11 protein-coding genes are annotated in these 14324 nt (G+C 66.5%); 4 read left to right on the forward strand and 7 right to left on the reverse strand.

Annotated elements, in window-relative coordinates; all coding sequences use genetic code 11:
* Positions 1–64 precede the first annotated feature (64 nt).
* Positions 65–2866, reverse strand: a complete 2802-nt coding sequence (gene topA, locus FZ938_RS10210) for a type I DNA topoisomerase (RefSeq protein ID WP_149198379.1) — start codon at positions 2864–2866, stop codon at positions 65–67.
* Positions 2867–2912: 46 nt separating this feature from the next.
* Entirely contained in the window at positions 2913–4061 is a 1149-nt protein-coding gene (dprA, locus tag FZ938_RS10215) for a DNA-processing protein DprA (RefSeq protein WP_149198380.1), read from the reverse strand.
* Between the two features lie 416 nt (positions 4062–4477).
* Here dprA and FZ938_RS10220 point away from each other — a divergent pair, with 416 nt between their 5' ends.
* Positions 4478–5956, forward strand: a complete 1479-nt coding sequence (locus FZ938_RS10220) for a methyl-accepting chemotaxis protein (RefSeq protein WP_149198381.1) — start codon at positions 4478–4480, stop codon at positions 5954–5956.
* A gap of 51 nt (positions 5957–6007) precedes the next feature.
* Here the strand turns inward: FZ938_RS10220 and FZ938_RS10225 are convergent, their stop codons facing one another.
* On the reverse strand, positions 6008–6805 hold the full coding sequence (locus FZ938_RS10225; RefSeq protein WP_149198382.1) for an oxepin-CoA hydrolase, alternative type: 798 nt from the start codon (positions 6803–6805) through the stop codon (positions 6008–6010).
* 219 nt (positions 6806–7024) lie between these two features.
* Between FZ938_RS10225 and FZ938_RS10230 the strand changes: the two genes are divergently transcribed.
* Together FZ938_RS10230 and FZ938_RS10235 are read left to right on the forward strand one after the other, a co-directional pair.
* Positions 7025–7714 carry a rhomboid family intramembrane serine protease gene (locus FZ938_RS10230; RefSeq protein WP_149198383.1) on the forward strand — a complete coding sequence of 230 codons (690 nt, stop codon included), beginning with the start codon at positions 7025–7027 and terminating at the stop codon, positions 7712–7714.
* Between the two features lie 780 nt (positions 7715–8494).
* Positions 8495–9583, forward strand: a complete 1089-nt coding sequence (locus FZ938_RS10235) for a TRAP transporter substrate-binding protein (RefSeq protein WP_149198384.1) — start codon at positions 8495–8497, stop codon at positions 9581–9583.
* Positions 9584–9657: 74 nt separating this feature from the next.
* Here the strand turns inward: FZ938_RS10235 and FZ938_RS10240 are convergent, their stop codons facing one another.
* Positions 9658–10101: a MaoC family dehydratase gene (locus FZ938_RS10240; protein WP_149198385.1), complete on the reverse strand. Its 444-nt coding sequence runs from the start codon at positions 10099–10101 to the stop codon at positions 9658–9660.
* A gap of 147 nt (positions 10102–10248) precedes the next feature.
* On the opposite strand from FZ938_RS10240, the gene FZ938_RS10245 reads away from it, so the two are divergent.
* Positions 10249–10842, forward strand: a complete 594-nt coding sequence (locus FZ938_RS10245; RefSeq protein WP_149198386.1) for a TetR/AcrR family transcriptional regulator — start codon at positions 10249–10251, stop codon at positions 10840–10842.
* 91 nt (positions 10843–10933) lie between these two features.
* Here FZ938_RS10245 and sciP read toward each other — a convergent pair whose 3' ends face one another.
* The 3 genes from sciP to FZ938_RS10260 all read right to left on the reverse strand — a co-directional run bounded on the left by sciP (position 10934) and on the right by FZ938_RS10260 (position 14140).
* Positions 10934–11260, reverse strand: coding sequence for a CtrA inhibitor SciP (gene sciP / locus FZ938_RS10250; protein ID WP_109073795.1), 327 nt, complete (start codon positions 11258–11260; stop codon positions 10934–10936).
* 189 nt (positions 11261–11449) lie between these two features.
* Entirely contained in the window at positions 11450–12199 is a 750-nt protein-coding gene (locus FZ938_RS10255) for a flagellar hook assembly protein FlgD (protein ID WP_149198387.1), read from the reverse strand.
* 81 nt (positions 12200–12280) lie between these two features.
* On the reverse strand, positions 12281–14140 hold the full coding sequence (locus FZ938_RS10260) for a flagellar hook-length control protein FliK (RefSeq protein WP_149198388.1): 1860 nt from the start codon (positions 14138–14140) through the stop codon (positions 12281–12283).
* Between the last annotated feature and the right edge of the window lie 184 nt (positions 14141–14324).

The following is a 14324-nucleotide window of genomic DNA, read 5'->3' on the forward strand; positions in this document are numbered from 1 at the left end:
TTTTATTTTGATAGGAAAATGGCGTGCGAAAATCCCTCTCCCAGGGTGGGAGAGGGGACTTCGGTTACGATGCCTTGGCGGTCTTCTTCTTAGGCGCGGCGGCTTCCGCCGGAGCATCCTTGGCGGCCTTGGCCTTGCTCGCCTTCTTGGCAGCGGGCTTTTTCGCGGCCGTCTTTGCCGGGGCCTTCGCCTTGGCGGGCTTCTCAGCCTCCGCGCCCTCTGCCTTGGCCGGTTCGGCGTCCTTCGGAGCCTTGCCCTTCTTGGCGGCGTCCTTGGCGACCTTGGCGTCGATCAGTTCCAGCGCCTGTTCCAGCGTGACGCTGTCCGGCTCGGTTCCCTTGGGAATCGAGGCATAGACGCTGGCGTGCTTCACATAGGGACCGAAGCGGCCCGACCCCATGGTGATCGGCTTGCCGGTCTTCGGGTGGTCGCCCAGCGTCTTGGCCGGAGCCGACGCCTTCTTGGCGGCGCCGGCCAGCAGGTCGACGGCGCGGTTGATGCCGACAGTCAGCACGTCGTCATCGGGCGTCAGCGACTTGTAGACGCTGCCATGCTTCAGGTAGGGGCCGAAGCGGCCGATGCCGGCGCTGATCTCCTCGCCGGTCTCCGGGTGGTTGCCGATGACGCGGGGCAGGGCCAGCAGCTTCAGCGCGGTGTCGAGATCGACGTCCGCCGCGGCCATGCCCTTGGGCAGCGACACCCGCTTGGGCTTCGGTGCCTCGTCCTTCTTCTTTTTCTTCGCCTTCGGCTTCTTCCCGTCGGCTGCAGGCTCTTCCACCGCAGGCTCCTCCGGCGGAGCGACCGCCGCGGTGGGCGCCGGGCCCAACTGGATGTAGGCGCCGTAGGGGCCGCGGCGCACCGTCACCGGCAGGCCGGTCTCCGGATCGTTGCCCAGCTCGCGCGGGCCTTCCTGCGCCTCGCCGTTCTCGTCGTTTGCGACGGCCAGCGGCCGGGTATAGCGACATTCCGGATAGCGCGAGCAGCCGATGAAGGCGCCCATCTTGCCCAGCTTCAGCCCCAGCCGGCCCTCGCGGCAGACCGGGCAGACACGCGGGTCGTGGCCGTCCTCGGTGGCGGCGGGGAAGAAATGGGCGCCGAGTTCATTGTCGAGGGTGGTCAGCACCTGGGTGATCGTCAGATCCTTGGTGCCGTTCACCGCCACGTCGAAGGCGGTCCAGAAGTCGCGCAGGACGGTCTTCCAATCGATCTTGCCGTCGGAGATCTCGTCCAGCTGGTTCTCCAGCTCCGCCGTGAAGTTGTACTCCACATAACGGTGGAAGAAGTTCTCCAGGAAGGCGGTCACCAGTCGGCCGCGGTCTTCCGGGATGAAGCGCCGCTTGTCCAGACGCACGTAATTGCGGTCCTGCAGCACCTGCAGGATCGAGGCATAGGTGGACGGGCGGCCGATCCCCAACTCCTCCAGCTTTTTGACGAGGCTGGCTTCGGAATAGCGCGGCGGCGGCTGGGTGAAGTGCTGGTCCGGGACGATGTCGCCGCGGTTCAGAGCATCGCCCTGGTCCATGGCCGGCAGGCGGCGTTCCTGCTGGTCGTCCTCGGCCGCGTCGTCGCGATCCTCCTGATAGACCTTCAGGAAGCCGTCGAACACGACGATGGAGCCGGTGGCGCGCAGCACCACGTCCTTCGACGGGCTGGCGATGTCCACCGCCACCTGATCCAGCACGGCGCTTTCCATCTGGCTGGCCAGCGTGCGCTTCCAGATCAGTTCATAGAGCCGCAGCTCGTCGCTTTCCAGATAGCCGGACACCGATTCGGGGCGGCGGTGCAGGTCGGTCGGACGGATGGCCTCGTGGGCCTCCTGGGCGTTCTTGGCGGCGGTCTTGTAGACGCGCGGCTGGGCCGGGACGTAACGCTCGCCATAGTGCGAGCCGATCAGGCTGCGGGCGCCGTCGATGGCCTCCTGCGACAGGCTGACGCCGTCGGTTCGCATATAGGTGATGAGGCCGACCGTCTCGCCGCCGATGTCGACGCCCTCATACAGCTTCTGCGCCGTGCGCATGGTGCGGGTGGCGCCGAAGCCCAGCTTGCGCGAGGCCTCCTGCTGCAGGGTGGAGGTGGTGAAGGGCGGCGACGGGTTGCGGCGGCTCTGCTTGCGCTCGACCTGCGACACGGCGAAGGCCTGCGGGCGGATCTTCGCCAACGCGGCCTCGGCCGCCTCGCGATTGGGCAGGCCGAACTTGTCGAGCTTCCTGCCGTCCAGCTGGGTCAGCGACGCGGTGAAGGAGGCCCCCGCCGGCGTGGTGAAGCCCACCGCGATCGACCAGTATTCCTGCGGCTTGAAGACCTCGATCTCCGATTCGCGCTCGCAGATCAGGCGCAGAGCCACCGACTGCACGCGGCCGGCCGACTTGGAGCCGGGCAGCTTGCGCCACAGCACCGGCGACAGGGTGAAGCCGACCAGATAGTCCAGCGCCCGGCGCGCCAGATAGGCGTCGACCAGTTCGCGCGACACGTCGCGCGGGTTGGCGATGGCGGCCTGCACCGCGCTCTTGGTGATCTCGTTGAACGTGATGCGCTGGACGTCGCGATTGTCGGTCAGGTGCTTTTCGCGCAGCAGCTCCGACAGGTGCCAGGCGATGGCCTCTCCCTCGCGATCCGGGTCGGTTGCGAGATAGACGCGGTCGGCCGACTTCACTGCCTTGGCGATCTCGTCGATGTGACGCTTGGAGCGGTCGCCCAGTTCCCATTCCATCGCGAAGTCTTCATCCGGGCGCACCGAACCGTCCCGCGCCGGAAGGTCGCGGACATGGCCGAAGCTGGCGATGACGGTATAGTCGTCGCCCAGATACTTGTTGATGGTCTTCGCCTTGGCCGGCGATTCGACGATGACGACGTTGCTGCCCGGCAAGAAACCAGCCCTTCGCGTATGCCCACCCAAACCACGGCGATGCCGATCAGGCGAGAGAGACCTGATGACCGGGAAGACGCTGGACTCGGCCGGCAAGCTCAAGTTCCAGAACCACGGTCAGCACCACCGGAGCGGACAATTGGCACCCGCGAACGAGTTCGTCAATGGTGACGGGCGAGTGGCCCAGGTTTTCCAGCACCAGGGCGCGTGCCTTTGCAAGGTCGGATTCGTCCAAATCGGCTCGCGGTTCCGCCGCAAGGGCGTGGGTATGGATGGGGGCGCTGAACAGGTCGCGCTGCCGTTCCGCCATCGTCGGCGGCCGCAGATTTTCGATCGCGCGCAGCACGTCGTCGGCCCGTTCCACCAGCGTGGCGCCCTCGCGCAGCAGGTTGTTGGTGCCGTGGCAGCGCGGGTCGAGCGGGGAACCCGGCACCGCCATCACCTCGCGCCCCTGTTCCAGAGCCATCCGCGCGGTGATGAGGGAGCCGGAGCGCAATGCCGCCTCCACCACCAGAACGCCCAGCGACAGGCCGGAGATCAGGCGGTTGCGGCGGGGAAAGTGGCGGGCCTGCGGCTGGGTGCCGATGGGGCTTTCCGCCACCACGACGCCCTGCGCCACGATGTCGCGGTAAAGCCCTTCGTTCTCGGGCGGATAGACCACGTCGATACCGCCGGCCAGCACCGCGGCGGTGCCGCTGGCGATCGAGCCGGCATGGGCGGCGGTGTCGATGCCGCGGGCGAGGCCGGAGACGACCAGCAGCCCGGCCGTCCCGAGTTCGCGCGCCAGCGATTCGGCGAACTTCTTGCCGTTCAGCGAGGCGTTGCGCGCGCCGACGATGGCGACAGCGCGGCGCCGCAGCAGGTGGGCATGCCCGGCGACCGAAATCACCGGCGGCGCATCGTCCACCGCGGCCAGCGGCTCCGGATAATCGGGTTCGCAGGCGCAGAGCAGGCGGGCGCCGAAGCGCCGGTTGGCCTGCATCTCCCGCTCCGCCTCCGCCTTGGAGGCGACGCGCAGCGGCTTGGTCCGCCCACCGCGCCGCGCCAGTTCCGGCAGGGCGTCCAGTGCCCTTGCGGCGCTGCCGTACTGCTCCAGCAGGCGATGAAAGGTGATCGGCCCCACATTTTCCGTACGGATCAGGCGAATCCAGTCGATCCGTTCGGCGTCGGTCAAGGGATGGCGCGGTTGTGTCATGTCCCGAGTTATTACAACCATCCGATGGTGCGCACAACATGCATTCGCATGAAAGAGGGCTTCGCGCGACGTTGATGCTCCTGTCGGTGTGGGCCGATGCGTGTCCGGTGCGTCCGTCGCCCCCGTCGCCTTCGGGGATCCGTTCCGCTTGGTCTGTTCTGGTCGGTGCGGCATCGCGACATGAACAGCATGCTGCGAAGCAGCATTGTTTCCAACCCAATGCGCTCAACCAAAGATGTTGCTGTGGCTTGGTTTGTGGGACTTGTTTGGTGGGCATTTGGTTGGGTCGCGAATCAACACTTTCTGTTTCAGAAATCTAAAGAAAATGTCACAAGATGTCGGAGTTGCCCTTATGGAATTCCCTTAGATTGCCGGTATGATCCGAACCATACCAGCGTATTCACGAGGGGCGACCGATGTTCGGACGGGGGAAGATCAATCAGGCGCTCGGGCGCAAGATGGCGGCGCTCGATGGGCTGCGCGCCAGGGTGATGGTGGCGGATGAAAATCTGACCATCGTCCACGTCAATCCCGCCGTGGTGGCATTGCTGCGCGAGGCCGAGAGCGACCTGCGCAAGGATTTGCCCCGCCTGGACGTCAATCGTCTGGTCGGCAGCAACATCGACGTGTTCCACAAGAACCCGAGCCACCAACGTGGACTGCTGGCGTCGCTGAGCAAGCCGTACGGCGCCACCATCAAGGTCGGCGGACACCAGTTCGACCTGCTGGTCACGCCGTTGACCGAAGACGGCCGGCGCATCGGCTTCGTCGTCGAATGGGCCGATGCCAAGGAACGGCTGGAGAACCTCGATTACGCCGCGCAGATGGCGGCGATCAACCGGTCGCAGGCGGTGATCGAGTTCACGACCGAGGGCATCATCACCAAGGCAAACGACAATTTCCTGAACGTGATGGGCTATCGCCTGGACGAGGTCGTCGGCAAGCACCACAACATGTTCGTGGAGCAGGCCTATCGCGACAGCGCCGACTATGCCCGTTTCTGGGAAACCCTGCGGCGCGGCGAATTCCAGGCGGCGCAATACAAGCGGATCGGCAAGTCCGGCAATCCGGTTTGGATCGAAGGCGCCTACAACCCGATCCTTGATGAGAAGGGGCGGGTCGTCAAAGTGGTCAAGTTCGCGGTCGACGTGACCGCGCAGGTCTCGCTGCTGAACAACCTCAAGGTTTTGATCGACAAGAATTTCGGCGAGATCGATCAGGCGCTCCAACTGTCGATGGGGGAGGCGAATTCCGCCAACGATGCCGCCGGCTCGACCTCCGCCAGCGTCCAGGCGGTGGCGGCGAGTGCCGAGGAACTGGTCGCCTCCATCGGCGAGATTTCCCAGAGCATGACGCGCGCCCGCTCGGCGACCGACGGCGCCTTCGACCGCACCGTCGCGGTCGCGGAAAGCACCGATCGCTTGGCCGCCGCCGCCCAGGCGATGAACGGCATCGTCGGGCTGATCAACAGCATTGCCGGCCAGATCAACCTGCTTGCGCTGAACGCCACCATCGAAGCGGCCCGCGCCGGCGAGGCGGGCAAGGGCTTCGCCGTCGTCGCGTCGGAGGTGAAGAACCTGGCCAATCAGGCCGGGAAGGCGACCGAGCAGATCTCCGCCGAGATCGAAGGCATCCAGTCGACCTCGACCGAAGTCGCCAATGCGCTGAACGCCATCCGCGAAGCCGTCTCGGTGGTGCGGGAACATGTGACCGGCACGGCGTCGGCGGTGGAGGAACAGAGCGCCGTCACCCAGAACATGTCGTCCAACATGCAGAGTGCGTCCGCCGCCGTGGCGACGGTGACTTCCAACATTTCCGCCATTTCCACCGCGGTCAGTCAGGTGGCCGGAGCGGTCGGACGGACGAAGGAGGCGGCGCACGTCCTGGTGCGGTGATGCGGAGCCGGCCGGGTGCCGTGACGGACGACGCCCGGCCGGCTTTATCGCTCAGCGTTTGTGGAACACCGGACGGCGCTTCTCGAAGAAGGCGGTGATACCCTCCTTCGCCTCGCCATGGTGCAGGGCCTCCACGAACAGGTCGCTTTCACGGGCAAGTTGGGTGGCGAAGCTGCCATAAGCCAGTTCCATCAGCTTCTTCGCCCGGCCCATGGCGCCGGCCGGCCCCTCGGCGATGGTCTGCGCCCAGGCGGTCGCCTCGTCCAGCGCCCGGCCCGGCGCGGTGACGCGGTTGACGACGCCGGCGGCATGCAGGCGCGCCGCATCGACCGGGCCGCCGGTCAGCATCAGTTCGGCGTAGAGCTGCGGCGGCAGCGCGCGGGCGAGCGAGGCGGAGGCGCCGCCGTCGGCGGTCAGCCCGACCCTGACATAGGCGGTCAGGAACTGCGCATCCTCCGCCGCGACGATCAGGTCGCAGGCCAGGGCCAGCGAGAAGCCGGCACCGGCGGCCGGCCCCTCCACCGCGGCGATGATCGGCTTGGGGCATTCGCGCATGGCCCGGACCCAGCCGTGGAAGCGCTCGATCCCGTCCCGGTTCTCCGACCGCGAGCGGCTACCGTGGTGATAGAGGTTGTTCAGGTGCCCGCCGCTGCTGAAGGCGCCGTCGGCGCCGGTCAGCACGATGGCGCCGATTTCGGGGTCGTGCGTCGCCTCGTCCAGCGCGTCGCGGCCGGCCGCCATCATCTTCAAGCCCAGCGCGTTGCGGGTGCCGGCGTCGCTCATGGTCAGCACCATGACGCGCCCCTGGCGGTCCACCGTCATGCTGCCGGTATCCTGACGTTCGTTCATGGTCGTTTCTTCCCCGGTTGTCATTGTCCGGCGAAGGGACCCTCGCCGGATGGTAGAGCCACTGTGCCAGCCGGTGGCCGGCGCTCCAATCCGTACGACCGGTATAGGAAGCCACTGAGCGGCGCAGGAAACGGCTGTTTTTCGCCAATACCCCTTCTTACATTGGGGTGAGACTTATCGCCGCGCGAAGCGGCGGCACCGAACAGCGGGGGCAGGGGGATGGCGCTGGCGCTGGACCGGCAAGGCCGGAGCGGAGGAACTGGACCGGTCGCCGTTGCGCCCATCCCGCCCTATGCCAACCGCACCGTCATCCTTGTCTGCGTGCTGGCCTTCGTCCTACGGTTGCCGCCGGAGTCCTTTGCCTTCGTCCCCGCCTATTTCTTCGGAACGGTCGAGTTGGCGGGGCCGCTGCCCACCGGTGCGCTGTGGCGCGGGCTGTTCGGACATGTGCTGATCCATGGCGACCTGACGCATCTGGTCTCCAACATGGCGGTGCTGTGGCTGTTGGGTGACGTGGTGGAGCGGGAGGCCGGACATCTCCGCTATCTGTCGCTGTTCCTCGCCGGCACGGTGGCGGCGGCGTTGACGGAAGGGCTGCTCGCCGTCGACCGGATGGCGCCGCTGATTGGGGCGAGTGGGGCGATCTGCGCTCTGATGGGCGCCTTCCTGTGGATGCGGCCGCGCTTCGGATTGCTGTCGCGGCGCCTGCCCCGGCGGCTGGTACAGGGGGCGATCCTGGTTTTCGCACTGCTGAACGCGGCGATGACGCTGGTGCCGTTGAAAGGCGACTCCCCGTTTGCCGAGGTCGGCTGGGCGGCGCACGCGGGCGGGGTGGCGGCCGGGCTGCTGTTGGGCGGAGTGCTGCTGTGCCTGCGTCCCAAGCATGGCCGATTGGTCGGCGTTCCTTGAGCGGTCGTGATTCTGTTCCACCGTTGGCGATTGTGAAGCCCGTCGGGGTGACCCGTTGCCGTCGGCGGGAAAAAGCACTATTTTCGGGGTGGGTGTGCCGGGGCTCCTATCCCCGGCACACCCACCCGATCAGCGGTTCAGGTACTCAAGCACCAGCTTGACCACTTGCAACAGCAGGATCAGGAGAGTGAGGATTTTGTCCATCCTCTTGCCCTCCGTTGGTGCGGCGCGGGCGGTGGCCGTTCCACCGCTCCGACCGCGTGGCAAACATGCCAAGCATCCCATCCCGTTGGAAGCTGCAAGTTGCATGCGATGGCGTGTATTCGCCTTTGCATGCGTATGAAGCGCTTACCCGTCGCGCGGCCGACAGCATGTCTCGGAACTGCCGCGGATGAACGAAAGTAGGGGTGGGTGCCATTCCGGGCGTCGCATATATCATCGGTACACGTAACCATTCAGGCGACGGCAAGACGGGTCCGCGGTTGATCGATGAGGCTGATGGATGCTCCCCCGAGCAGACTCCAGTCTTGCTTTCTTCCCGCGATGCATTGCTTTGAAAACCCTGCAGAGGGCGACGGACTTCCGTCGCTGTTTCAGTCGCGCCTGCGCGCTGTATTTTCCACGCGATGGAATTGGGTGGGAATGGAAGCCATGCATTTTGACGAATTGCCCAACGGCCGTCGCAATTTCTAGGATTGTTCAGGCACCAAAGTGTCTTCTGTTCGGCAAATGGCGTCATCGTTCAACCGGCGCCATGGCCATAACGATGAGGAAACGTTCATGAAGCGTCGTTCCTTCCTGACCTCCGCCGGTGTCGGCGTCGCCGCCAGCACCCTGGCGGCCCCTGCCATCGCGCAGACCCAGCCGGAAATCCACTGGCGTCTGGCGTCCAGCTTCCCCAAGAGCCTGGACACCATTTACGGCGCCGCCGACACCATCGCCGCCCGCGTTGCCGCGGCCACCGACGGCAAGTTCCAGATCCGTCCCTTCGCCGCCGGTGAGATCGTCCCCGGCCTGCAGGTTCTGGACGCGGTGCAGAACGGCACGGTCGAATGCGGCCACACCGCCAGCTATTACTATGTCGGCAAGGACCCGACCTTCACCTTCGACGCGACGGTGCCCTTCGGCCTGAACGCCCGCCAGCAGAACGCCTGGATCTACAATGGCGGCGGCATGCCGCTGCTGCGCGAGTTCTTCGACGGCTACGGCGTCGTGAACTTCCCGGCCGGCAACACCGGCGTGCAGATGGGCGGCTGGTTCCGCAAGGAGATCAAGACCGTCGAGGATCTGAAGGGCCTGAAGTTCCGCATCGGCGGCTTCGCCGGTCAGGTCCTGGCCAAGCTGGGTGTCGTGCCGCAGCAGATCGCCGGCGGCGACATCTATCCGTCGCTGGAAAAGGGCACCATCGACGCGGCCGAGTGGATCGGCCCCTATGACGACGAGAAGCTCGGCTTCAACAAGGTCGCCAAGTATTATTACTATCCGGGCTGGTGGGAAGGCGGGCTGAACGTCTCGCTGCTGGTCAACAAGCAGCAGTGGGAACAGCTGCCCAAGCAGTACAAGGCCGTTCTGGAGGCCGCCTGCTTCGAAGCCAACCTGACCATGAACGCCAAGTACGACGCCGAAAATCCGGCGGCGCTGAAGCGGCTGGTCGGCGGCGGCGCCCAGCTGCGCCCCTTCCCGCGCGACGTGATGGAGGCCTGCTACAAGGCCGCCACCGAGCTGTATGACGAAACGGCGAAGAGCAACCCGAAGTTCGCCAAGATCTACGAGCAGTGGAAGAAGTTCCGCGACGACGAGTATCTGTGGTTCCGGGTGGCCGAGAACTCCTTCGACAACTTCGCCTTCACCGCCGGCCTGAAGCGCTGACGGCGGAAAGCTGCGGCTGAGAGAGCAAGAACTGCGGCCCCCGCATCCCCTCCCGGATGCGGGGGCTTTCTTTTTCAGGTGGGGCGGCCGGGTGCCAGCAGGTTGGCGATCATGGTCTGCACCACCTCGTCATTCTGGTTGAAGGTGGTGGTCTTCACCCGCAGCACGCCCTGATCGGGACGCTTGGCGGAGCGGCGGGCCTCCATCACCTCCATCTCGATGCGCAGCACGTCGCCGGGTCGGGTCGGGCGGGGCCAGCCGATGGAATCGACGCCCATGCCGATATAGCCGCCCGCCAGTTCGGCGTTGCTGCCCACGATCATCCGCATGGTCATCCCCGCGGTGTGCCAGCCGCTGGCCGCCAAGCCGCGGAACAGCGTGTTCTTTGCCGCGTCGGCGTCCAGATGGAAGGGCTGCGGGTCGAACTTCTCGGCATAGGCGACGATCTCCGCCTCTTCGACCCTCACCGGCCCTCCGGTGAAGCGGTCGCCCACCGTGACATCCTCGAAATAACGCATCCCCCGGAACTCCGTTCATTGTGGTGGTCAGGTCCGGATCGCTCGGCGATGATACAGACCTGTCTCTTCGTTGCGATGGTAGAGACAGGTCTGTATCATTGTCAATGTCGGGCTTGAACCCGGCCGTTCGGAAGGGATGGAGCGGGAATGTCGGAGGCGGCAAGCGCAAGGAAGCCGGCGCGGGAGCGGATTCTCGATACGGCGGCGGAGCTGTTCTATCGCGAGGGCATCCGCGCGGTCGGTATCGACACCATCATCGCCAAATCCGGCGTCGCGAAGATGAGCCTGTACCGCAACTTCACATCCAAGGACGATCTGGTCTGCGCCTATCTGGAGCGCAGCATCGCCCAGCATGGCGCGTGGTGGGACCGGGTGGTGGCCCGCCATCCCGGCGATCCGCGCGCCCAGATGAAGGCGCTTTTCGTGGCGCTCGCCCACTGGATCGATCATCCGAAATTCCAGGGCTGTCCCTTCACCAGCGCCGCCGCCGAACTGCGCGACCCCGACAACCCCGCCCGTGCGTTGGCTTTGGCCCACAAGCGCATGGTCCGCGACCGTCTGCACAGGTTGGCGGTCGCGGCCGGCGCCGACGATCCGGACCGGCTGTGCGCCCAATTGCAGTTGCTGATGGAAGGCGCCTATGCCGCCGGCCGCGCGCTGGACCTGGGACCGGGCAACGACGCAGTGGCAAGCGCGGCCGCGATACTGATCGACGCGGCATGTGGGCAGGCGCGGCCATAGGCGACGGATGCCCCCGGCCTCAATCGCCCCAAACGCAACGAAGCGCCGCAGGTCGGCCCCGCGGCGCTTCGTCGACGCTTAATGTGCTGTCTCAGTCCGCGCCGATGCGGTCGCGGACGGGCTGGCCGGGGCGGTAATCCTGCAGGCGGGTGGCGCGCAGGCCGCGCATACCGTGGCTGTCGATCAGCCGCTGCCAGGACAGGAATTCCTCCACCGACAAGGTGTAGCGGCGGCAGGCCTCCTCCAGGCTTATCAGGCCCGAACGGACGCCGGCGACCACTTCCGCCTTGCGGCGCATCACCCAACGCTTGGTGTCGGGCGGGGGAAGGTCGTTTTCGGTCATGGGACGCCCCTCAGGACCAATGACCGATGCACCGGCTGCAGAGTCGTCGCCGGTGTCGAGTTCGATGAGTGCCATGCGCGGACGCTCCAACCCAAACTGTGGATTCCACGATTTCGGGGTACTGTATGCGCCGGCACTTAACAAATGCCTAAACGAAAGGGTTAACTTTTTATCGGGTGGTAGTCGCCCATCCGAACGGATGGGGCGGTCGTGACGCCCCGTCCGGCAAGTGGGCCGACAATCCGTATGTGGAACGAGTCCCGATCAATAGACGGTGGTCAGCTTCGACAGCGGCACTTCGCTGGTGCCGATGTTCAGCACGGTTTCGCCGTCCTTGTTGCTGCCGATACCGGCGACGGTGCCGAAGGTATAGGTGGTGGTCTTGATGGTGTCGTTCTTGTTCTCCGCCACCGGCGCCACGTTCATGCGATAGGTGCCGGGCTGCACCGCGCGGCCGTTGTTGTCCTTGAAGTCCCAGCTGACCGCATGCTTGGTCCCGGCGGTGGTCTCGCCCGGCATCGAGCGGATGATGTTGCCGTTGGAGTCCAGGATGTCGACGCGCACCGACTTGGCCGAGGTTTCCAGTTCGTAGCCCAGCGGCGCCTGGGCCATGCCCTGGTTGTACTGGAAGCTGTCGCCCTCGAAGGCGACGGTGCGGCCGAGATAGGCGAGGTTGGTCGAGGCGGTGCCGGCCGACTGCAGCTGAACCAGCTTGTCCAGCCGGCTGTTGGTGCCGATGTTCTGCTCGACGTTGGCGAAGTCGACCAGTTGCTTGGTCATGTCGTTGGTGTCGAGCGGCTTCAGCGGGTCCTGGTTCTTCATCTGCGTGGTCAGCATGGTGAGGAACGTCTGGAAATTGTCGCCGAGGCCTTTGGTCGCCGACGCGGTCTTGTCGGCATCGGTCTGCGGGGTCTTGGCGGTTTCGGACGCCGACTTCGACCCGGTGGATTTGCCACCCGAATAGGTGCCGTACTGGTTCAGGGTCGGGCTGGTGGTGTTGGTCGTCGTGGTCATCGCGGTCGTCCTTCGTTGGCCTTGCGGCCGATATCTCTCATGTGACGGTGGGTTGCGGCGGTATGGCCGCCGGCGTGGCCGTCAGGCTCGGATGTCGACGCGCCCGTTGCCGAGCGTTGCCGTGTAGACGGTGCTGTCGGTCCCGTCATCGTCGCCACCCCCGCCGAAGCCGCGGCCGCGCCGACCAGATCCACCGTTCTTGCCGTCGCCCCGGCCGTCTCCTGCGAAGGGATTGCCTTCGCCGCGCAGGCTGAAGTTGAGGCTGTTCGAGTCCGTCTGCAGTCCTGCGTCTTGCAAGGCGCGTTCCAGGCTGCGGCTGTCACGCTGCAGAAGTTCGAGCGTCTGCGCCTTTTCCACCGCGACCATCGCGTTGACCCGGCCATCGGCGCCGATGTCCAGCTTGATGTCGATCCGGCCAAGCTCGGCCGGATGCAGGTTGATGGTGAACTGGTCGACCTCGTCGCCGACATTCTTCTTGATGTGGACGGCGATCTGGTCGTGCACGCCCATCGGCATGCCGGCGCCGCGCGACGGGCGGAGCGTCGCGGTCGCCTGTGGCTGATCGAGCCCGGGAATGCCGCCGTGAGCACCTTCCATCGCGGCCAGGGCCGGATGAGTGTGCGGGCTGGCGGTGGCGGCGCCGGACGTCCCACCGGCCGCGCCGGTGGCATCGATGCCCTCCAGCGCCGTGGCGGCCGTGCCCGTCGCAGTGGTCGTGACGGCTTCCGCCACCGGGACGGCGGGCGCCGCCGGCGGAAACGGGTGCTGCGGCATCGCCTGAGTTTGGGCCTGGGCGTCATTCCGGGCGCCGCCCTCGCCGCCGGCGTGCTTGCCATTCTGCTTGGCTTCGCCCGTCTTGGCCTTGGCCGCGGCCAGCAGGTCGGCGAAGCGGTCGGGCAGGGCGACGTCCTCGTCGTTCGGCAGGGCTTCGGCGCCGGCATCGGCCTGGGACGCGTCAGCGGTCTTCGCGGCGTCGCCATCCACGGAACCGCCCTTGCCGGTCGCCTTCGCGGCGGCATCGGCACCGGTGGCCTGTCCGCCCGCCATTGCGCCGGCAGCGGCAGCCTGCGTCTGGGCGAGCTGGGCGGCGGGACCGAGGGCGCCAGCCGTGCCGTTCCCCGCGCCACCCGCCTTCGTGGAGTCGTCGGCGCCCGCGCCCGCCTCATCGGTGGCGTCCTTCGCCGCGGCCTGTCCGGCCGGCATCAGTCCCGCGAGGATCAGATCGCTGGCCTGCGGCATCGGCTGCGGCGGAACCGGCTGAGCGGCCGGAGGCTGTCCGGTGGTGGACTGGTCGCCCGGCTGGGCCTGTTCGTCGGCCATGGCTGTCGGGTCACCGTTGCCTGCGGCATCGGCATCGGCCGACGCGGTTTCGGTCTGTCCGGCATCCTCGGCCGAAGCGGCGGCATCGTCAGTCGCAGCGGCCTCGTCGGCCGCTGCGGTGCCGGTGTCATCCGTCTTCGCCGCGGCAGCCTTGGACGAATCGGCCTTCGCCCCTTCCGCCTTCGGATCCTTCGCCGGCTTTTCGGCTTTGGCCGGCCGGCGGTCGTCCTGCCCGGCCTGAACCTTGCGGTCGTCGTCGGTCTTGGCGGTCTTCTGCTCCGGAGCGCGGGTCGTGTCGGCGGCATCGGCGGCCGAACGGGCGGCCTGAGCCGTGCGGTCGCGGGTCAGGTCCGGCTTCGGTTCGGCACGCACCGGCTGCTTGCGCTGGGCCTCCGCCCGGCGGGCGTCACCGGCCTCCTTGGCCGCCTCCTTGGCTGCGTCCTTGGCGGAGTCGCGTGCCGCCGCATCGGCCTGCTCGCGCTTGCGCGCGGCGGCATCGGTCAGCATGCGGTCCATCATCTTGGAAAACAGGTCGTTCTTCGTCCCGGTCCCTTGCGTCTGCTGGGACTGGCTGAGACCGTCGAACAAGGACGCGGCGATGTTGTTCGATTGGACTTCCATGGAACGGCCTCTCAGGGACGGCGGAACGCACCGACGGCGATGCGGAGAGACCAATGCAACAGGCGGGCCAGTTGCAACCCCAGGCCATTGGACCCTTGATGCGGTGCCGGGCGGCAGTTCCAGCCCCATGGCACGGGCCGGACCGGCAATTTCCGCCGGGTGCGGGGCCTTTCTTGCCGCAGCG

It is taken from the genome of Azospirillum oryzae (genome assembly GCF_008364795.1).
Lineage (GTDB): Bacteria > Pseudomonadota > Alphaproteobacteria > Azospirillales > Azospirillaceae > Azospirillum > Azospirillum oryzae.

Bases quoted from the DNA above. Each gene is read 5' to 3' on its own strand.
- FZ938_RS10230 (WP_149198383.1), top strand. From the start codon at position 7,025: ATGGCGCTGGCGCTGGACCGGCAAGGCCGGAGCGGAGGAACTGGACCG.
- FZ938_RS10220 (WP_149198381.1), top strand. From the start codon at position 4,478: ATGTTCGGACGGGGGAAGATCAATCAGGCGCTCGGGCGCAAGATGGCG.
- FZ938_RS10240 (WP_149198385.1), bottom strand. From the start codon at position 10,101: ATGCGTTATTTCGAGGATGTCACGGTGGGCGACCGCTTCACCGGAGGG.
- FZ938_RS10235 (WP_149198384.1), top strand. From the start codon at position 8,495: ATGAAGCGTCGTTCCTTCCTGACCTCCGCCGGTGTCGGCGTCGCCGCC.
- FZ938_RS10260 (WP_149198388.1), bottom strand. From the start codon at position 14,140: ATGGAAGTCCAATCGAACAACATCGCCGCGTCCTTGTTCGACGGTCTC.
- sciP (WP_109073795.1), bottom strand. From the start codon at position 11,260: ATGGCACTCATCGAACTCGACACCGGCGACGACTCTGCAGCCGGTGCA.
- dprA (WP_149198380.1), bottom strand. From the start codon at position 4,061: ATGACACAACCGCGCCATCCCTTGACCGACGCCGAACGGATCGACTGG.
- FZ938_RS10255 (WP_149198387.1), bottom strand. From the start codon at position 12,199: ATGACCACGACGACCAACACCACCAGCCCGACCCTGAACCAGTACGGC.
- FZ938_RS10225 (WP_149198382.1), bottom strand. From the start codon at position 6,805: ATGAACGAACGTCAGGATACCGGCAGCATGACGGTGGACCGCCAGGGG.
- FZ938_RS10245 (WP_149198386.1), top strand. From the start codon at position 10,249: ATGTCGGAGGCGGCAAGCGCAAGGAAGCCGGCGCGGGAGCGGATTCTC.